Annotated in this window: 14 protein-coding genes and 1 pseudogene; 5 read left to right on the top strand and 10 right to left on the bottom strand. The window is 58.8% G+C overall.

Annotated elements, in window-relative coordinates:
- Positions 1-17 precede the first annotated feature (17 nt).
- Entirely contained in the window at positions 18-1,001 is a 984-nt protein-coding gene (locus D8V06_RS22235; protein ID WP_130931809.1) for an LLM class oxidoreductase, read from the top strand.
- 109 nt (positions 1,002-1,110) lie between these two features.
- Here D8V06_RS22235 and D8V06_RS22230 read toward each other — a convergent pair whose 3' ends face one another.
- The gene (locus D8V06_RS22230) at positions 1,111-2,118 is read right to left on the bottom strand and encodes a zinc-binding alcohol dehydrogenase family protein (protein WP_130931808.1); all 1,008 of its coding nucleotides are present in this window, start codon (positions 2,116-2,118) and stop codon (positions 1,111-1,113) included.
- A 110-nt stretch (positions 2,119-2,228) separates the two neighbouring features.
- On the opposite strand from D8V06_RS22230, the gene D8V06_RS22225 reads away from it, so the two are divergent.
- From D8V06_RS22225 to D8V06_RS22215, 3 genes are all read left to right on the top strand, one after another.
- Positions 2,229-3,119, top strand: coding sequence for a LysR family transcriptional regulator (locus D8V06_RS22225; RefSeq protein WP_130931807.1), 891 nt, complete (start codon positions 2,229-2,231; stop codon positions 3,117-3,119).
- Positions 3,120-3,505: 386 nt separating this feature from the next.
- Entirely contained in the window at positions 3,506-4,303 is a 798-nt protein-coding gene (locus D8V06_RS22220) for an SPOR domain-containing protein (protein ID WP_241667858.1), read from the top strand.
- A 71-nt stretch (positions 4,304-4,374) separates the two neighbouring features.
- Entirely contained in the window at positions 4,375-4,665 is a 291-nt protein-coding gene (locus D8V06_RS22215) for a DUF6388 family protein (RefSeq protein ID WP_130931806.1), read from the top strand.
- 102 nt (positions 4,666-4,767) lie between these two features.
- On the opposite strand, the gene D8V06_RS22210 is transcribed toward D8V06_RS22215, so the two are convergent.
- Both D8V06_RS22210 and D8V06_RS22205 read right to left on the bottom strand, forming a co-directional pair.
- The gene (locus tag D8V06_RS22210; RefSeq protein ID WP_130931805.1) at positions 4,768-5,622 is read right to left on the bottom strand and encodes an AraC family transcriptional regulator; all 855 of its coding nucleotides are present in this window, start codon (positions 5,620-5,622) and stop codon (positions 4,768-4,770) included.
- 187 nt (positions 5,623-5,809) lie between these two features.
- Positions 5,810-6,781 carry an XdhC family protein gene (locus D8V06_RS22205; RefSeq protein WP_130931804.1) on the bottom strand — a complete coding sequence of 324 codons (972 nt, stop codon included), beginning with the start codon at positions 6,779-6,781 and terminating at the stop codon, positions 5,810-5,812.
- A gap of 90 nt (positions 6,782-6,871) precedes the next feature.
- On the opposite strand from D8V06_RS22205, the gene D8V06_RS22200 reads away from it, so the two are divergent.
- Positions 6,872-7,657, top strand: a complete 786-nt coding sequence (locus tag D8V06_RS22200; protein ID WP_130931803.1) for an alpha/beta hydrolase — start codon at positions 6,872-6,874, stop codon at positions 7,655-7,657.
- Here the strand turns inward: D8V06_RS22200 and D8V06_RS22195 are convergent.
- The 7 genes and pseudogenes from D8V06_RS22195 to D8V06_RS22165 form a co-directional block, all read right to left on the bottom strand.
- Positions 7,650-9,002, bottom strand: coding sequence for an MFS transporter (locus D8V06_RS22195; RefSeq protein ID WP_130931802.1), 1,353 nt, complete (start codon positions 9,000-9,002; stop codon positions 7,650-7,652). The genes D8V06_RS22200 and D8V06_RS22195 overlap by 8 nt on opposite strands.
- Before the next feature lie 181 nt (positions 9,003-9,183).
- Positions 9,184-9,987: an enoyl-CoA hydratase/isomerase family protein gene (locus tag D8V06_RS22190; protein WP_010459412.1), complete on the bottom strand. Its 804-nt coding sequence runs from the start codon at positions 9,985-9,987 to the stop codon at positions 9,184-9,186.
- 19 nt (positions 9,988-10,006) lie between these two features.
- Positions 10,007-11,545: an AMP-binding protein gene (locus D8V06_RS22185; protein WP_130931801.1), complete on the bottom strand. Its 1,539-nt coding sequence runs from the start codon at positions 11,543-11,545 to the stop codon at positions 10,007-10,009.
- A gap of 5 nt (positions 11,546-11,550) precedes the next feature.
- Entirely contained in the window at positions 11,551-12,051 is a 501-nt protein-coding gene (locus D8V06_RS22180) for a (2Fe-2S)-binding protein (protein ID WP_130931800.1), read from the bottom strand.
- Positions 12,052-12,053: 2 nt separating this feature from the next.
- Positions 12,054-12,860: an FAD binding domain-containing protein gene (locus D8V06_RS22175; RefSeq protein ID WP_102593878.1), complete on the bottom strand. Its 807-nt coding sequence runs from the start codon at positions 12,858-12,860 to the stop codon at positions 12,054-12,056.
- A complete protein-coding gene (locus tag D8V06_RS22170; protein ID WP_130931799.1) occupies positions 12,857-15,856 on the bottom strand; it encodes a molybdopterin cofactor-binding domain-containing protein in 3,000 nt (999 codons plus the stop codon). Before D8V06_RS22170 ends, D8V06_RS22175 begins: the two co-directional genes overlap by 4 nt.
- A gap of 155 nt (positions 15,857-16,011) precedes the next feature.
- Positions 16,012-18,230 (bottom strand): annotated as a pseudogene (locus tag D8V06_RS22165) (EAL domain-containing protein).
- Positions 18,231-18,469 lie beyond the last annotated feature (239 nt).

Raw genomic sequence — 18,469 nt, 5'->3', positions numbered from 1 at the left:
CATTGAGGAAGATGAGCATGTATCGGCCGAGCACGATTCCTTATCAGCAGCATCGAGGGTTCAGCCGAACCTTCACTCAGGGTCATTTGAGCCTTGGATTGTTCTTTCCTATGGAGGCCTTCGATGGGGACACTCCGAGCATGCTCAACCAGGTCGCATTGGCCAAACGAGCAGAGGCGCTGGGCTTCTGCGCGCTCTGGTTTCGCGACGTGCCTCTTCGCGACCCTGGCTTCGGCGATGTCGGCCAAGTCTTCGACCCCTGGGTTTACCTGGGTTATATAGCCGCTCATACTTCAGAGATAGCGCTTGGCACCGCATCCATTGCCATCCCGTTACACCATCCCCTGCACACAGCCAAGGCATCAGCCAGCGTCGATCAGTTGAGCGCAGGCCGCTTGATTCTGGGGGTAGCTTCCGGCGATCGCCCGGTGGAGTTTTCGGCTTTTGGCGTCGATGCCGAAAGGCGCGGAGAAATCTTTCGGGAGTACTACAGGGTGATTCGCAGCGCCCACAGCACCAGCTTTGAGCCCATCCGCTGGAGCGGGGGTGAGATGCAGGGCGCAGACCTCATTCCGAAACCCACAACACAAGTTATTCCAATGCTCGTGACCGGGAATAGTCGCCAGTCACTGGATTGGATCGCGCGCGAAAGCACCGGATGGATCAACTATCCACGCCAACCGAACATGCAGCGACTGATCGTGGAAGATTGGCGGCTGGAGGTCATGAAGCAATGTGGTTCCGTCTATAAGCCCTTCGCTCAGTCGCTATACATCGACCTCGCTGAGAACCCGTCAACGCCGCCCACTCGTATTCATTTGGGGTTCAGGCTTGGACGCGACCACCTCCGGGGTTTGCTGGAGGTGCTTCAGGAAATCGGGGTGGACCACGTTATCCTGAATCTCAAATACGGTAAGCGCCCTGCTGCGCAAGTTATTGAGGAGCTGGGCACTCACATCGTTCCGCGATTCGGAGTACAGCCTCGTTCCGAAACGAATTGAAACCAATACGTTACCGGACGGATTCATCGTCAACTCTGCGACATAAAAAATGGCAGTGATGCCGCAGGCGGTTCAGAGGCCCGCAAGCGAGCCAGCCCGAGGAGTGAAATCAGAAACCTTCGAGAACGATCTTGCCCCGGGCCTTACCGCTCTCGACCAGAGCATGGGCACGACGCATGTTTGCCGCATTGATCGCACCGAAGTGCTCGCCCACAGTGGTTTGCAGAACACCTTGGTCAATCAGAGCGCTGACCCGATTGAGCAGGTGATGCTGGTTGATCATGTCCGGGGTTTCGTACAGCGAGCGGGTGAACATCAGCTCCCAATGCAACGACAGCGACTTACGCTTGAGCGGCATCACGTCGAGGCTTTCGGGATCGTCAATCACACCCAGACGCCCTTGCGGCTTGAGAACGTCGATCAGTTGTGCAAAGTGCTGTTCCGTGTGAGTCAGGCTGGCGACATAGTCGATCTCCGGCACGCCGAGCGCTTGCAACTGTGCGAGCAGTGGCTGGCTATGATCAATCACGTGATGCGCGCCCAACTGCCGCACCCAATCAGCGGTTTCCTGGCGTGAGGCAGTTCCGATGACGGTAAGGCGGGTCAACTGTCGTGCCAGTTGCACCAGCATTGAACCGACGCCCCCAGCCGCTCCGGTGATCAACAGGTACTTGCCCTCTCCCGAACTCTCGACGACACCGAGCCGGTCAAACAACAATTCCCAGGCAGTGATCGAGGTCAACGGCAACGCTGCCGCATCGGCGGCACTCAATGACCGAGGCTTGTGCCCGACGATCCGCTCATCGACCAGATGGAATTCGCTGTAGCTGCCGGTGCGGGCAATCGAGCCGGCATAGAACACTTCATCGCCCGGCTGAAACAGCGTCACTTCAGAGCCGATCTCGCGGACAATGCCTGTGGCATCCCAGCCGAGGATTTTCGGTTCTTTTGTGAAAGTTCCGGCGCGCACCTTTGTGTCGACTGGATTCACTGATACCGCGCGAACTTCAACCACCAGATCCCTTGGACCAGGTGTGGGCTTCGGGAGACTGATGTCGATCAATGCTTGCGGATTGTCGATGGGCAAGGCGTGTTGGGTAAAGGTGATGGCTTTCATGGAATCTCGCTGTCTGAAGGGTTGATCCACCCACTTGAAGCCATCTTCGACTTCCCATGCACAAAGAAAAACAAGCAGAATGCGCCAACACTTTCACTACAGGAGTGAAAATGATCCGCATCGATGATCTTGGTTTATTCATCCGTAGCGCCGCGCTGGGCAGTTTCACCGCAGCGGCGCTGGAGGCTGATCTTCTGCCTGGTCAGGTCGCCGCCGCCATCAAACGTCTGGAACGCGAGCTGGACGTGCGTTTGTTTGCCCGCACCACTCGCAGCCTGCGATTGACTGCCGAAGGCGAGCAATATCTTCCCACCGCCCACTCAGTGCTTGAGACCCTGCAGCAAGGCAAGGAAAATTTGCGTGGTAAGAACGCCACGCTACGGGGCGTCCTGCAAGTGACAGCGCCGTCCGATCTGGGGCGCAACATACTGCTGCCGTGGCTGACGCAATTCCGCCATCAGCATACGGAATTGGCGTTGCGTTTTTTCCTGTCGGACCAGATGGCCAATCTGTTTCGTGACCCGGTGGACGTGGCGATTCGCTATGGCCCGAATGAAGACGCCAACTACGTGGCACTGCCGCTTGCACCATGGAACCAGCGAGTGCTGGTTGCCTCGCCAGAGTATGTGCAACGCTGCGGTTCTCCCCAAACGCCGGATGACTTGAGCAAGCATCACTGCTTGCTCTATCTGCAAAATGGCCGGATCTACGACAAGTGGAATCTGGGCGGGCAAACCGTGCAGGTTTCAGGGCCGTTGTTCAGCGATGACGCCGATGTCGTGCGACGCTGGTCGTTGGAGGGCGAAGGTATCGCCTACAAATCCTGGCTGGATGTCAGTGCCGATATCGCCGCTGGGCGCCTGCTTGTGCTGCTGCCGGATTTTCCTGGCGAAGCTTCGCCATTGAGTCTGGTGTGCCCGCATCGCAAGCAGATCAGCCCTGCGGTTTCCCAGCTTTATACGTGGTTGAGTGGTCAGTTTTCTGCGCTGAAGCGCAGATGAACCGAATGACGACAATTGATGTAGCGCTGGGCACCGGCATCGTTTGAAAGGCTGACAAAAAATTCAATAGCTTCTCCTGTCCGTACCCTAAAGGGCCGGCTAACAGCCCTTTCCTTTCCAGCAAGCGCATAGGTATGACCTAAATCTTTGGCCAGTTATTTCAGTCACAACATTCACCTTAAATACAAGTGTTTTAATAAGGCCAGCATATAACCCATCTGATACTATTTTTTTTCGTTCACCTGAGCCTTTTTCGTCAACCAGCATTCTATAAAGTGCAAGCCCGATGTTCTTTAAAACAACAAAAAAGAAGCCAACTTATTTTGGCGCTTGGGCACACTGACGTGCTCAAGAATGCAGACCATCCCAGGACAAACAATAGGACCATGCTTTATCAGAAAGAAATGGGACAAATAACTATTCATTTGATTTGGAGATGGTGCCGTGCGAAAGCTTGGCTTGGGTTTCCTGGTAACGGGCGTTATAGGACAACTATCAGCATTAATATGGACGTAGCCACGGGACCACTTTGTGAAAACAATGTCGACAACTCATACATCCAGAAAGACGTGACAAAGCTAAAACAACTCATCGATGACACCGCTAATGAAGTTGTAACAAACCTCACTACAAAATATTCCGACGGGCTCACGCCCCTTGCGGAAACCGAATCCCCCATACCCGACTCAACGGAGGCTCACGCCGTACAGTTTTTGATCGAAAAGCCAGACGAATCGCCAGTATTTTCGCTGCCTTCACTGCCCACACAAGCACGCAATTGGACAATTATCCTTAGCGGCCTGATTGCTTCTACTGGCCTGCTTCTGGTGCTCTTCGCCCGCAAAAAAACCTCTGATCCGCAATGGCACGTCTTTCGCTCCGTGCCCGGGTCGCTAATCACGCTGGAAAGCCCGTGCTTAACGTGTGGTAGCTATATTTTCCACGCAAAAAAAGAAGCTTCCACCACGCCTACATCCGGCCTCTGGGTGGTTGAAATTGCATTGGACACACCCAGCCGCCCTCGCGCAGTCAGAGCCATTAAGCAACTGGAATTACCGGTAGCTCGGAAAGAAAACAACTTTGTCGTCATCGGCCCGTATAAACAAAAACAAGACGCCGCTCGAGTCGTTAAAGAGTTGAGTGAAAGTCATGGCGTTCGAGGATGGATGATGGCAGCAAATTGAAATAGTCCCATTTTAGCGCTGGGCCGACCTCGAACACCCCACCATTCTCAGCATGCCAAAAGAGAGTATTCATGATCGCAAAAGAACTTCGAGCCGAACTCGCCCTGAAGAAATTTCTGGACGCTAACTTATGGATCCAACTTGAACTCAGCGAGCTGAATTACAGCCTCGCCGAAAACTGCGGGCTCTCGCCAAAAGAATACCGCCTTACATTTCTGAAAGAAGCATTTGAAGCAGAAGCGGACGCTCACGACTGTGATTGCTGGGACTTCATCCTTCAGTGGGCAGCCGATACTAAGGAAGAACTTGAGTTGATGCGCGAAGAACGCATGAAAGAGATTTATGACTTTCTGGAAAGTTAATAAACCTGCAAATTTCGCAGCCTATAAAAGCCACCAGCTTTAAGATAAAAGACTAACTTCATAGGCGGGGGTATTTCCCAATACCCCCGCCCTCCTCTCGGTTCAAGCCGTCGCATAACAATCCACTACACGCCGATATTGGCTGGGTGAAGCTCCGATGTGCTGACGGAAAAACCGTGTGAAATGACCTTGCTCGGAGAACCCGAGGTTCTCCGACAACAGGCCCAACGTTCCACTGCGTTCCCGCTCAAGCCAAGCAAAAGCCCGGCGCATGCGCGCGTCGTTAAGCAACAGGGTCGGCGTCATGCCGGTGTCTTTCTTGAACAGCGCAAAGAAGTGTGCCCGAGACAGACCACAAGCCCGCGCGGCGTTGTCGATCGGGTTCGGATCATCGAGGTGCTCAAGCAACCAGGCGGTGCCACGGCGCACGCGCGCATCCCGGAACTCACCTGAGTTGGGCGCACCCAGCAGCGACAAATGCCGCCAGCTGGAAAAGTCCTCGATCAATTCGATCAGAAAGTCGAACAGCATGAACTCCAAGCGCTCTTTCGGCACTATCCCACAACCATGCGCTTCGGCGACCAGGATGTCGGCCAAGGTGCGATTTCGACTCGACAGCTCGATGCATGATTGGGCAAAAAAGTCCGGCCGACCGCTAAGCGCCAGCGACTGCTGGGCAGTGGCCAGCCAGGCGGGCTCGATGTAGAGCGCCAGGATGACGGTGGCACCGGCTCCCGGCTGCGGATCGTAGAAATGCGGCTCCCAGGCGTTGACCAGCACCGCCGTGCGATCGCTGAGCGGAACCCGCCGACCGTTAACGTTGAAGTAAGTGTCCTCGCCGGACACTTTGACCAGCACATGGCATTCGGAATGGGTATGGGTGACCAGCGAACCATCCATATTCAGCAAGGCGACCCGGCCAAACCTGCCGTGGAAAACCCGTTGGGCAATCGACATCAGATTCCTCCGCTCGCTTGAAGCGATATTGTTACAGACCTCATGCATATCATCAGGGCGTCTATCTATTTCTCAACCCCGGCGATCGCTCAATGGTTCAGCAGCACTTGGCTAGCCACTATCGCGCGCGAAGGACCGAGCGTCTACCTCGACTTTCGCAGCCCCTACGCTCGTCGGAAAAACCGCCTTACAAGGCATGGCGTTCTTTCCCGTGATACACGCGCAGGATATCCGCCACCACCGCCATAGCGATTTCCGCCGGGGCCTTGCTACCCAGATCGAGGCCAATGGGCATGTGCAAACGAGCAATCTGTTCATCCGTCAGACCACCGATGCGTTTGAGTCGCTCGGCGCGCTTGGCCGAGGTTGCTTGAGACCCCATGGCGCCGATGTAAAACGCCGGCGTGTGAACCGCTTCCATCAGCGCCAGATCATCGATTCTCGGATCGTGAGTCAGCGCCACCACCGCGGTCGCCGCGTGGCAGCCTCCGGCGGCTATGAACATCGAAGGCAGCACGCGCTGCATCTCCACGCCTTCGAGCTGGACATGCAGCATCTCTTCCCGGGGGTCGCAGGCGATGACTTCACAGCCGATGGCTCGGGCGAAACTGGCGCAGACTTCCGCGACTGGGGAGAGTCCTGCCAGAATCAGTCGCAAGGCCGGGCCGACGCTGATGCGCACCCTTTCGTCGACGACTTGTACCCGTTCGCTGCCGTGTCCGGCGTCTGGGTCCAGGCGCAAGGCACCGCTGCTCAGCTCGACGTGACGTAGTAGACGGCGCTGGCCGAGTAACGCCGCTTGCAGACTCTCCAGGTGCGCGATCCATTCGAGACTGGCAGCACGGTGCTCGACCAGCACGATCAGCACGCCACCACAGGGCAGTTTCAGGCGGTGGCGTTGCTCGACGCTGTCGCCATAACTGACGATCTGCGCCGGTTCGCGTAATTCACCGCGCGCCAGACTTTCGAGAAACTCCTCTTCGACGCAGCCACCCGACAGCGAGCCGACGTGTATGCCCGTGCCATTGGTCACCAGCATCGCCCCCGGCGCACGCGGCGCCGAGCCATAGGTGGAGAGCACCGTGCACAACCACTGGGCCTGCCCGGCGCGAGCCCATTGCAGTGCCTGGTCGATCACCTGAACATCGAGATGGCGCATGTTTTCTATACCTCAAGCAAAGCGTGGTACTGCATGCGGGGTTACGTTTACGGTAACCTGCGAGCAACCTTGTTCAATCGTTGATTCAACATGTCGCCACAACAATTTCTGCAACTTGGGCCGCTGCGCCTGGAATATCGCCAAATCCCTGCGGCTGACCCATCGCGACCGACGCTTGTGCTGCTGCACGAAGGCCTCGGAAGCGCCGATCAATGGAAAGACTTCCCCCAGCGCCTGGCTCAGGCCAGCGGTTACGGTGTAGTCACTTACAGCCGTCAGGGTTATGGGCAATCGAGCCCGGTAACCCTGCCGCGTCCGCTGAACTACCTGAGCAGCGACGGCCCTCGTGAACTGCGGCAACTGCTCGATGCCTTGCAACTGCCGCAAGTGGTCTTGCTCGGTCACAGTGACGGCGCATCCATCGTCCTGGCCTATGCCGCCGCCAACGATCCCCGCGTATTGGGCAGCATTGCACTGGCGCCTCACGTGATTGTCGAGACCGAGAGCCTCGATGGCATTCGCCACACCACCGAGGCCTGGCATCAGGGCGAGTTGCGCGACCGCCTGGCACGCCACCATGGCACCAATGTCGACGGCGCTTTCCACGGCTGGAGCGACAGCTGGTTGCATCCGGACTTTTCCCTGGACGATCTCGAAGCGCAGTTGGCTTGTATCGAAAAGCCGCTGCTGGTCATTCAGGGTCGCGACGACCATTACGCCACGCCCGAGCAACTGGTGATCATCCAGCGACAGGTCGCTGGACCGTGCCGCTGTGTGTTGCTGGATGACTGTCGGCACTCTCCTCAAACCGAAGCGCCAGAGCGGACTTTGCAGCTGATCGGCGAATTCCTGGAGCAACTCCCCACCGTTATTTGAAGTTGCCTTGGGTTTCTGGAATCACCACGCTGCCGATCAGGTAGATCACCGAGAGACCGACGGCGAACATCGCCAGCACCATGGGGATCTGCGCCGGGCTGCTGCTGACCAGGGAGACAAAGGTCGGCATGGTTCCGCCGAGGGCGAAACCGATGTTCCAGGACAATCCGGTGCCGCTGGCTCGCAGCTCGGTGGCAAAGCGTTCGTTGAGGAAGATCAGAATCGGCGCGATGATCGCCCCGCCCATGAAGCCTATGCCGACGCAATACAGCGCAGTACGGGTCAGCGAACCCGATTCGGCGACCCCCAGAAACATCATCGGCAGGCTCACCAGGTTGATCACACCCAGCAGCATGAAGGTCTTCTTGCGACCGATCAGGTCGCTCAGGTAACCGAAGGCCAGTGCTCCGACAATGGTTGCCACCGACCCGTACATGAGCATCTGCGAAGTCTGCGTATGAGGCACTTTGGCGACCACGTTGAGCAATGTCGGCAGATAACCGCAGGCCAGGTAATAGGTGGCACCGCCGCCGAAGGTAATGAGCAGATTGACCAGCATCACGGCGCGGTACTCACGACCGAACAGACGCTTGAGTGGCGACACGACCACGACCGTCGGCCCCTTGTTTTTGCGCGCTTGTTGCAGTTGCTGCCAGACCGGGGTTTCTTCCAGGTAACGGAACATCACCAAACCGAACACCGTGCTGAGCAGACCGCAGAAGAACATGAAGCGCCAGCCCCAGACGTCAAATTCCTCCCCGGGAAAGATCTGCGACAACACCAGATAAGTAGCTGACGCCAACAGCGCGCCCATGCCGGCGCCAGCGCCACCGATCAACCCGGACATCAAGCCGCGATAGCGCGGCGAGATGGATTCGGTGCCGATGGTGTGAGTGGAGGCAACGATGCCGCCAACGAAGATGCCCTGAATCACCCGTAATATCAGGAACAGTATCGGGGCCAATATGCCGACCTGATGAATGGTCGGCAACGCGCCAAACAGTGCCGTGGAAATACCGACGCCGACCATTGACACCATCAACGCACGCTTGCGGCCGTGTTTATCGGCATACGCGCCGAAGATCGCCGAGCCCAGTGGACGCACGAGCAAGGCCACGGCGAACGAGGCATAGACCGCGGCCAGCGACAAGGTCGGGGTGTCCGAGGGGAAGAACATGCGGCCGATGATCGGCGCCACATAGAGCAGAATGAACAGGTCAAACAAATCCAACGCCCAGCCGAATGTCGAGGCAAATGCCGCGAGCAAAGCCTTGCCCGGTGGAATCTGCGGCGTATCGATAGCGGCGCTGGTGGGTGATGCAGTTATTGTTGTTGTCGTAGTCATGGTTGCCTCACACAAACGGTGATCGAACGTTCTGCATCCCGGTGCACGGGTTGCGAGTAATCAGCAGGTCAGCGGTGAAACCTTGATGTGCCCTTTCAGTTGCATTGAAGGGGCGGCAGGCCCTGCTCCGTAAGGCGTACGCTGTTACCAACATACTCCCGGGCCCGCTCGCCAGTACGATTTACTCGCCGATAAACACGGCCGTACGCTTGCTGTGAAACGCTTCAACGCCTTCCTTGAAGTCCTTGGAGCTACGCAGACGGCTATAGCAGTGACCTTCCATTTCGATCGCGACGGTCAGCGGCGCATCTTCGTTGTCGTTGATCAGTTTTTTCGCCGTGCGCTGAGCCAACGGCGAGAAGCGCCGCAGTTCATCGACCAACGCGTCGACGGTGCTTTCCAGTTCGGTATCCGGCACGACCTCGGTTGCGATACCCCAGGCGTAGGCCTGGTCGCCGGTGATGCGTTTGGCGCGCATTACCATGTGTTTGGTGCGGGTGATGCCGATGATTTTCTGCAGGCGCGCAGAGCCACCCGAGCCCGGGATCTGACCGAGGTTCTGCTCAGGCAAGGCGTAGCGAGTGGTTTGCGAAGCAATGCGGAAATCACAGGCCAGGGACAGTTCGAAACCGACGCCGAAGGTGTAACCACGGTTGGCAACGATCACCGGTTTTTCGCAACGTGCCGGTGCCGCGACGTTCCAGGCCAGCTTGGAAACGTGCTCTGGTGACGCTTCGAGGAAGCCCTTGATGTCGCCACCGCTGGAGAAGTGTTCACCCACCGAGCGCAGCACGATGACGCGCACGCCTTTGTGTGCATCGAGGGCTTCGAAGACCTGGCGCAGTTCATCACGCTGACCCATGGAAATGACGTTCAACGGTGCGCGGTTGAGGATGATGTCGGCGCGCTCGCGGGACACATCGACTTCAACCTGGAAGCCATCGAACTGAGTGTCGAGAAATTGCTGGATCGCTTGTTGTTGCATGGGAGTGTCCTCTGGATGATTAGCTGATGGCCTTCAAGGCCTGTTCCTGAAATTCGGCCAGCAGCACGCGCCGCAGCACCTTGCCCACTGGAGATTTGGGAATCTGATCGACGAACTGATAACGCCGTGGCCGCTTGAATTTGGCCAGGCCCGAAGCGATGCAATGGGCATCAAGGTCGCCTTCCGAGACCTCGGCGCGCAGCTTGATAAATGCGGCAATGATCTTGCCCCACTGCTCGTCGGGCAGACCGACCACCACCACCTCTTCTACTGCCGGGTGCAGAGAGAGCATGTTTTCGATTTCCGCCGGGCTGACGTTTTCGCCGCCGGTGATGATCAAGTCATCGACACGCCCCGTGACGAACAGATCGCCCTCCAGATCGAAGTAGCCGATGTCACCGGTGAAATACCATCCATCACGCAATGCCTTGGCGGTTGCTTCGGGGCGGTTCAGGTAGCCTTCGAACGCCTCGTCACTCGCCAGGTCGGCGATGATCTGGCCCTCCTCCATTGGGTTGACCTGCACGTCTGCCGTTTCAGCATCGATCGGCACCACGCGCACGCGCTGGTTCATTGCACTGCGCCCTGACGAACCGGGTTTGCGGCTGGCTTGCTGGTCGATGGTGAAGGTGTAGATCTCCGAGCTGCCGTAATGATTGACGAACAACTGCGGCTGGAACGCCTGCTCGACACGACGCATCAAGCCGTCGCTCATCGGCGCACCGGCAAAGCCGATTTTCTCCACACTGGCGACTCGCTCGCGGGTAAAGGCCGGGTGCTCGATGAGCATGTGGTAGAGCGTCGGCACCAGGTACAGGTTGCTGACCTTTTCCCGCTCGATGGCCTGCAGCGTGGCTTCCACGTCGAACTTCGGCACGCAGACGAAATGTCCGTCGATCAGCGCCATGGACAGCAACGAACGCACGCCCATGGTGTGGTAAAGCGGCATGACGCCCAGCGTGCACTCGCTCTGGCGGTAGAGGTTTTGCGCGACGTGAGCAACCGCCGCGGCGCGTTCGCAACGGTGCCGCCGGGGCACGCCCTTGGGCTTGCTGGTGGTTCCGGAGGTGTACAGCAGCAGTGAAAAGTCTTCGGCGTCGGCCTGCAAAATGATGCCGGAGGGGGTCTGCGAACACAGTTCCTCGAAACTCAGGTCGGTGTTGGCGGCACGGAGCCCGGTGGCGATCCGTGGCAGCCTTGTGGCGGCGCTGCAACCGGCCACGGCGGTCACGGTAGCGTCGTCGTAAGCCACTGCACGGATTTGCGCGTCTTCGATGCAGTAGCCCAGTTCCTCGGCCGTCGAACGCCAGTTCAACGGGGTCATGACGATGCCCGCAAACTGACAGGCCCAATGCAGGGTTGCCATCTGCCAGCGGTTTTGCATCACGACCAGCAGTCGATCACCGCGTTGCAGCCCAAGGCATTGCAAGCCCCAAGCGGCGCTCTGGATATCGACGAACCAGTCTTCATAGGTTTTCTTCAATGCACCGTCACTGACCGCCACGGCGTGCGGCCGGCGTTCAACGGCAGCGAGGAAACTGCGTCCGAGATCGAACATTATTGTTATACCCCTTTGTTCGTTTGGCGCTGGGCAGCGACTTCGAGCACGGCCTGGACGATGCCGGTGTAGCCCGTACAGCGACATAGATGCCCCGAAAGCATGTCGCGTACCTGGGTCTCGTCCGGGCTGGGTACCCGTTCAAGGAAATCCACGCAGGACATGAGAATGCCCGCAGTGCAAAAGCCGCACTGCAAGGCGTGATGACGGCGAAAGGCTTGTTGCAGATCGCTCAGTGTGTCGTCGTCGGCCAGGGACTCGACGGTCTCGATACGCCGCTCGTGCCCCTGTACCGCGAGCATCAGGCAGGAACGCATGGCGACTCCGTCCACCAGCACCGTGCAGGCACCGCAGACACCGTGTTCGCATCCGACATGGACACCGGTGGCACCGAGGTCGTGGCGCAGGAAGTCGCAGAGTTGGGTCCGCGGTTCAGCCAGCGCTTCGCGGGCGCGGCCATTGAGTTCCAGGCGAATCGGAAAGGTTTGGTCGGCAGTTACACGCATATTCAGACTCCTTCGATCAGCTGATGACCCAGCTCGCGAATCAGTTGGCGGCGATAGGCAGCGCTGGCCTGCACATCGTCTTGTGCGTCGAGCGACCAGGCGGTTTGATTGAGCGCGTCCGGCAGCCCCGCACCGCGAGGCAGACTGCGACGTTGCGGACGGTCAGCGACCCCGCCGATGCCGAGTTCGACCTGGTCCGTGCCGATGGCCGCGGCCAGGGAGACAATGGCAAAGTCGCCGTGGCGCATGGCGATTTCGCGGAAGCGATAGGTGATGCCTTCGCGCTTGAGCGGAAAACGCACCTCGACGACCAGTTCATCCGCACGCTTGTCGGTGGTGAGAATGCCTTGGAAGAAGTCGGCAGCCTTGACGATGCGCTTGCCTTTTTTCGACTCGAGAACGATCTCGCCGCCCAGCGTCACCAGGCACAGCGGCAACTCGGCGCTGGGGTCGGCGTGAGCCACCGAACCGCAGACGGTGCCGCGATTGCGCGTCTGGAAGTGACCGATCCAGGGCATCGCCAGTGCCAACAGAGGAACCTCGTCCATCAGGGTCGAACGCGCCAGCAACTGCGCCTGTCGTACCCCGGCACCTACCGCCAGGCAATCCTTGCGCAGTTCGATATAGGCCAGTTCAGCCACATGATTGATATCGATCAGTAACTTGGGTTGAGCCAGGCGCATGTTCAGCACCGCCATCAGCGATTGGCCACCGGCGATGATGCGAGCTTCCTGGCCGTACTCGGCGAGCAACTCAACCACCTGACGACGGGTGTCAGCCCGAACGTAATCGAAAGCAGCCGGTTTCATTGCGCACCTCCCTTGCCAAACAGCGCGCCAAGCGAGGCCCGCAGTCGCGCCCACCAGCCGGTGGAGATGGCTTGGCCGCTGACCCGTTGCGACAGGCGAGTAAAGATTTGTCCGATGATCACTTTCGAGGCCCCTTGCAACATTCGGCCACCGACCGCGGCGACTTTGCCGCTGACCGCCACCTGGTATTGGTATTCCAGACGTGTGTGGCCATTTTCCAGTTCGACGAAACGCACCTTGGCCTGGCCCTGGGCTGAACCCATCGAGCTGCTTCCGGAACCGGACAGACGTAATGAATGCGGAGGGTCCAGATCACTCAGGGCAACCTTGGCCTCGAAGCGCGCACGGATCATGCCGACGCCGACGGTGACATCCGCGCGGTAACGGTTTTCGCCTTCAAGCACCAGGTCGTGACAACCGGGAATGATCGCCGCCAGCGTCTGCGGGTCGAGCAAGGTATCGAAGACCTGTTGCGGCGAAGCAGGAATCACCACCGAGTCGTTGGCCCGCAGTGCCGGTCCACCGGCAGGTGCTGTGTCCAGGTTTTCATCAGGCTCCATACCGGCGGGTCGTGGTGGTTCGTCGATCCCGATGAGCGTGCGTACTTTGGAGGGCGTCAGTGGCAGACGAATGTCCGAGCGACCGAGGGCGTCGGCCACCGCGTTGGCGATGCACACCGGCGTGCTCATATTGTTGCCCTCGCCCACACCCTTGGCGCCCAGCGGGGTGAATGGCGATGGCGTTTCCATGTGCAGGATCACCGGTTCGATCGCTTCCGGTGCGGTGGGCACCAGATAATCGGCGAAGGTCCCGGAAAGAAAGCTGCCGTCCTCGCCATAGGCAAACTCTTCCATCAGCGCCGCGCCGAGTCCTTGAGTGAAGCCTCCACGAATCTGGCCATCGACCAGCGCGGGGTTGAGCAGGCGGCCGGCGTCATGGCAAGTGACGTAGCGATCGATGTGGATCTCGCCGGTCATGCGGTCGATTTCCAGACCACAGATGTCGAAGACAAAGCCGTAGCACAGCGAGCTGTTGACCTGATCCTGGTCGTCTGGGGCCACCAATTGCGGCGGGCTCCAGAAGGCGGTTTCGCGCAGACCGCCACTTTCACCTTCCGGCAGCAGTCCCGGTGACCAGTGGGTCGCACCGGCAATCCGATGGAATGGCGCCACCGCTCCGCCATTGACCACAAAAATCTTGCCGCCCGCGAAACGGATATCTTCGGGACTGGCCTGCAATTGCTCGGCGGCAATTGCGGCGAGGCGATCGCGGATCTTCAGCGCTGCCTTGTAGACGGCACCGGCCACAGCGCCGGCGAAACGGCTGGAATAGTTGCCCGAGGCGATCGACCAAGCGTCCTTCTGGGTATCCAGTTCGACGTTGACCACGATGGATTCCAGCGCAACCCCAAGCACTTCGGCAACGACCTGAGCGACGGTGGTTTGATGCCCCTGCCCTTGCGGTGCCGAAGACACGTGCACGCTGACGTCACCCAGCGGGCCGACGTTGATGGTGGCGGTGGCGACAGCGCCGTTTTTCGGACCGGCCTTGCGCCGCTCTTCGGGTGTCATCGCAGTGGTGATGTAGCCCATGTTGGAAATCGATGGTTCGATGACTGCCGCATAACCGATGCCATAGATCCGACCTTCGGCACGCGCCTGATCACGACGTTTGAGCAACTCGTCGAGACCGCCGTCAGTCGCCGCCAAGGCAATGCCCGCCTGGTAATTGCCTGAATCGAGCAACGCACCGGCGGCCGCTTGATAAGGAAAGGCATCGGCCGGCACCAGGTTGCGGCGGATCACGTCCAGCGGATCAAGGTTCAATTGAACGGCGATGTGTTGCAGCAGCCGCTCCAGGGCGAAATACACCTGCGGGCCACCGAAACCACGGTTCAGGCCGGAAGGGGTTTTATTGGTCAGCACCACCCGGTTGCGCACTTGTACATTGCGGATCGCGTAGGCACCTGTCAGGTTGCCGTGCATGCGGTAGAACGTCGCTGGCTCAGGCGCTCTCAGGTAGGCACCACAATCGTCGATCTGGTCATAACGCAAAGCGGTGATGCGGCCATCCGCTTCGACCGCCGCTTCAATTTCGGTCACCCGATTGGTTGCCGAAGAAGCTCCCTGAAGATGTTCCAGACGGTCCTCGACCCACTTCACCGGTGCACCGACCTTGCGTGACGCCAGGCCCATCATCACCACGTAAGGGAAAACCCCTTGCTTGATGCCAAAGCTGCCGCCGGAATCCTTCGGAGTGCGCAAACGCAAGCGGTTGCCGGGAACGTTCAGTGCACGGGCCATGACCGTGTGCAACGCATAGGGGCCCTGGAAATTGGCCAGCACGTCATAAATGCCGGTGGCGCGCTCGTACTGAGCCAGCACCACATAGCATTCGATGGGTGTGCAGGAACTGCGCGGAAACTTCACTTTGAGCGAGACCTTGTGCGGCGCCTGCTCGAAGGCCTGCTCCGGCTCGCCATAACGAAAGCGCCGTTCGTTGACCACGTTGCTGCCGACTGCTTCGTGCAGGATCGGCGCCTGTTCGGCGGTGGCCAGTTCGGGGTCGATGATCGGGGGCAGCGGCTCGTATTCAACGCGCACACCTTCGATGGCGTCTTCGGCCAGATAACGGCTCTCGGCGATCACCACGGCCACCGGTTCTCCGACGTAACGCACCTTGTCGACGGCGACGCACCAGTGCTCCATCGGCTGACGCACGCCCACCGGAAACGGCAGCGCCCAGCGTTTGACGTCTTCGCCGACCAGCACGCCGTGCACGCCTTTCATCAGCAGCGCGGTGGAAAAATCCACCGAAGTGATCCGGGCATGAGCGTGGGGTGAACGGATGATCGCCGCGTGTAGCGTACCCGGAGGGATCGCAGCGTCGTCGGCATAGCAGCCGAGGCCGCGCAACAATGCGGCGTCCTCGACACGGGGCTGGCGGGCGCCGATGTGGCCGGTCTGGCTTTCAGTAGCAGGTTGGAAACTGGTCATTTTTTTCGCGGCTCTTGTTGTTTTGCAGCGCGATAGCGTTAGAGCCGAGTGTGTGAGAAAGGCGCAGGGAGCGCCTTGCCTGGGGAGAGGGAGTTCTGCGCCGGGGTCTGAAAATTTGCCTTGGCGTCTGATTTCCAGGATTGGGACCGGTCAGGCTAGCCGGTCAGGGATAGGCAAGCGGCATGACGCAGGAACGCTTCGATTTCTGCATAGGGCATCGGTTTGGCAAAGTAATACCCCTGGAAAACATCGCAGCGACTGCCCGTCAGGAAATCCACCTGGGACGCCGTTTCCACGCCTTCGGCGACCACCGTCAGGCGCAGGTGATGGGCCATGGAAATAATGCCTTGGGTGATCGCTGCATCGTGAGGGTCGATGGCGATTTCATGGATGAACGAGCGGTCGATCTTGATCTTGTCGATGGGCAAACGCTTGAGGTAGCTGAGACTGGAGAACCCGGTGCCGAAATCATCGAGCGCAATGCGCACCCCCAATGCCTTGAGCCGGTGCAACGTGTCGATCGCCTGTTCAGCGTTATGCAACAGAATCGACTCGGTGATCTCCAGCTCCAGCTGCTCACCCCGCAGACCGTATTTCTCCAGGGCGGCCTGGACACACTGGACGAACTGGCCAGCTGAAAATGCATCGGCGAAATATTCACCGCCATCGAGATACCCGTGATGCCCTGCTCGCCTAGCTGGCGCATCTGCGCGCACGCCGTATCGAGAACCCAAAGGCTCAGCGGGATGATCTGACCACTGTCCTCTGCCACCGGCACAAACACCGCGGGAGAGATAAATCCTTTTTCCGGATGCCCCCAGCGCAGCAACGCTTCGATCCCGACCACCCGCCCCGTACGCGCGTCAATCTGCGGTTGATAATGCAGCCTGAACGACTGGGTTTCGATAGCTTTTTGCAGGTCGTTACGCAGGCTCGCGTGCTCGCAAACGCGCTGATTGAGATCGCTGGTGTACCACTGAAAGTTGTTGCGCCCTTGCTGCTTGGCTTTGTACATGGCCATGTCAGCCTGCTGGATCAACTGCATCGGCTGCTCGATGTGACCATCGCTCAGGGTGATGCCGATACTTGCACTCACGTGCAGGTCAATGCCCTGGATGCAGTAGGGTCTGGCAATGCTGGCCATCAAGCGCTCGACCACCGGTACAACGTCCTCATCACGAAGCAGGTCCGGCAGCAGCACGATAAATTCGTCACCGCCCATGCGCACGATGGTGTCACCGGGACGAACCTGCCGGGTCATACGCTGCGCCACCTCAATCAGCACCTGATCGCCGAAGTAATGCCCGATCGAATCGTTGATGGATTTGAATCCATCCAGGTCAATGCACATCACCGCCAGACGACGCTTACGCCGACGACTGATGTGACAATCCAGAACAAGCCGGTCTTCAAGCGAAACACGGTTAAGCAAACCGGTCAGCCGGTCATGGCTGGCATTGAAGCTCAATTGGCGCTCGAAATGCTTCTGCTCGCTGATGTCTCGGGCTATGCCAAATACCCCGACGATCTCTCCGTTGACCATGATCGGCAGGTTGGAAATGTCCATGGTCAGCAATTTATCACTCTCGTCGAGAAGCCGTGCCTCGAAGCGTTGAGGCTCTCCAGCGCGGGCTGCGGAAAAATGCTGACTGACCCGTTCCAGGTCTTCTTCGAGCAACAGGCGGGAAAAGTGATGACCGAGGAAATCGGTTGCGGTGTGCGGTTTCAGCTTCAGGCCTGCCGGATTCACACTCTGGATGTTGCCGGCCAGATCGAGGGCGAACACCGGGTTGGGGTTGTAGGTGAACAATGATCGAAAACGTTGTTCGCTTTCCTCCAGACGTTGGCCGTCACGTTCGCGGCGGATCGCAATGACTGCCAGTTGGGCTGCAAAGGCCAATCGTTGAATCTGCGCCTCGTCCGGCGCATGGGCGCGGTTCTGGTACAGGGCAAATGTACCCAACACGTTTCCTTGATGGGAGAGCAACGGCACCGACCAGCAGGAACGCAGGTTATGCCCCAGCGCCAGGCTGCGGAAACGCTCCCAGTTTGGGTCCTGGGCGATGTCTTCGGTGACCACAAGCTCGCGCCGGAATGCTGCGGTGCCGCAGGTTCCTTCCTGTGGACCAATGGCCATTCCATGAATCGCCTCGCTGTACTCGGCCGGCAGCCCGGGCGCCGCGCCGCTTAGCAAGTGTTTGCCCTCGGCATCAGTGAGCAGGATAGAGCAGAAGGTTTCGGGGGTCTGTGCGTCGTGCATCTGACAGATGGCGCAGAGTATGTCGCCCAGATGATGGTCGGTCGCGATCATGCCGAGAATGTCACGTTGCGACTCGGGGAAGGTCTTGCTGTGAAAGCTCGGACGAGTATTCATGGTGGTTCCTGAAGACTCTCGAGGTCGTCCGGTCTTCAGAGAGCCTGAAACAGTGGGCGGCCGATCACTGTCCACTAGTGCGTCGGACGCGCACTCTATAGAGCACCGGCTAACTAATAAAAGGCTCAGATTCAACACAAAAAACAGTATCAGATTGCCGCCGTTGAGCTGGAATGGTCGGGGTGTTCGGCCGTTTCGATGTTCTGCTGGGCCGGACAGTTCGGAAGCTGCTGCCCGGT

It is taken from the genome of Pseudomonas sp. Sample_24 (assembly GCF_004307605.1).
Lineage (GTDB): Bacteria > Pseudomonadota > Gammaproteobacteria > Pseudomonadales > Pseudomonadaceae > Aquipseudomonas.
The sequence above is the reverse complement of the archived record's forward strand: the minus strand, read 5'-3'. Positions and strand labels throughout refer to the sequence as shown.

What these genes read in the sequence shown, in the direction of transcription:
- D8V06_RS22185 (WP_130931801.1), bottom strand. Translation starts at nt 11,545, where the DNA reads ATGTTCGATCTCGGACGCAGTTTCCTCGCTGCCGTTGAACGCCGGCCG.
- D8V06_RS22180 (WP_130931800.1), bottom strand. Translation starts at nt 12,051, where the DNA reads ATGCGTGTAACTGCCGACCAAACCTTTCCGATTCGCCTGGAACTCAAT.
- D8V06_RS22200 (WP_130931803.1), top strand. Translation starts at nt 6,872, where the DNA reads ATGTCGCCACAACAATTTCTGCAACTTGGGCCGCTGCGCCTGGAATAT.
- D8V06_RS22170 (WP_130931799.1), bottom strand. Translation starts at nt 15,856, where the DNA reads ATGACCAGTTTCCAACCTGCTACTGAAAGCCAGACCGGCCACATCGGC.
- D8V06_RS22225 (WP_130931807.1), top strand. Translation starts at nt 2,229, where the DNA reads ATGATCCGCATCGATGATCTTGGTTTATTCATCCGTAGCGCCGCGCTG.
- D8V06_RS22215 (WP_130931806.1), top strand. Translation starts at nt 4,375, where the DNA reads ATGATCGCAAAAGAACTTCGAGCCGAACTCGCCCTGAAGAAATTTCTG.
- D8V06_RS22220 (WP_241667858.1), top strand. Translation starts at nt 3,506, where the DNA reads ATGCTTTATCAGAAAGAAATGGGACAAATAACTATTCATTTGATTTGG.
- D8V06_RS22195 (WP_130931802.1), bottom strand. Translation starts at nt 9,002, where the DNA reads ATGACTACGACAACAACAATAACTGCATCACCCACCAGCGCCGCTATC.
- D8V06_RS22175 (WP_102593878.1), bottom strand. Translation starts at nt 12,860, where the DNA reads ATGAAACCGGCTGCTTTCGATTACGTTCGGGCTGACACCCGTCGTCAG.
- D8V06_RS22205 (WP_130931804.1), bottom strand. Translation starts at nt 6,781, where the DNA reads ATGCGCCATCTCGATGTTCAGGTGATCGACCAGGCACTGCAATGGGCT.
- D8V06_RS22210 (WP_130931805.1), bottom strand. Translation starts at nt 5,622, where the DNA reads ATGTCGATTGCCCAACGGGTTTTCCACGGCAGGTTTGGCCGGGTCGCC.
- D8V06_RS22235 (WP_130931809.1), top strand. Translation starts at nt 18, where the DNA reads ATGTATCGGCCGAGCACGATTCCTTATCAGCAGCATCGAGGGTTCAGC.
- D8V06_RS22230 (WP_130931808.1), bottom strand. Translation starts at nt 2,118, where the DNA reads ATGAAAGCCATCACCTTTACCCAACACGCCTTGCCCATCGACAATCCG.
- D8V06_RS22190 (WP_010459412.1), bottom strand. Translation starts at nt 9,987, where the DNA reads ATGCAACAACAAGCGATCCAGCAATTTCTCGACACTCAGTTCGATGGC.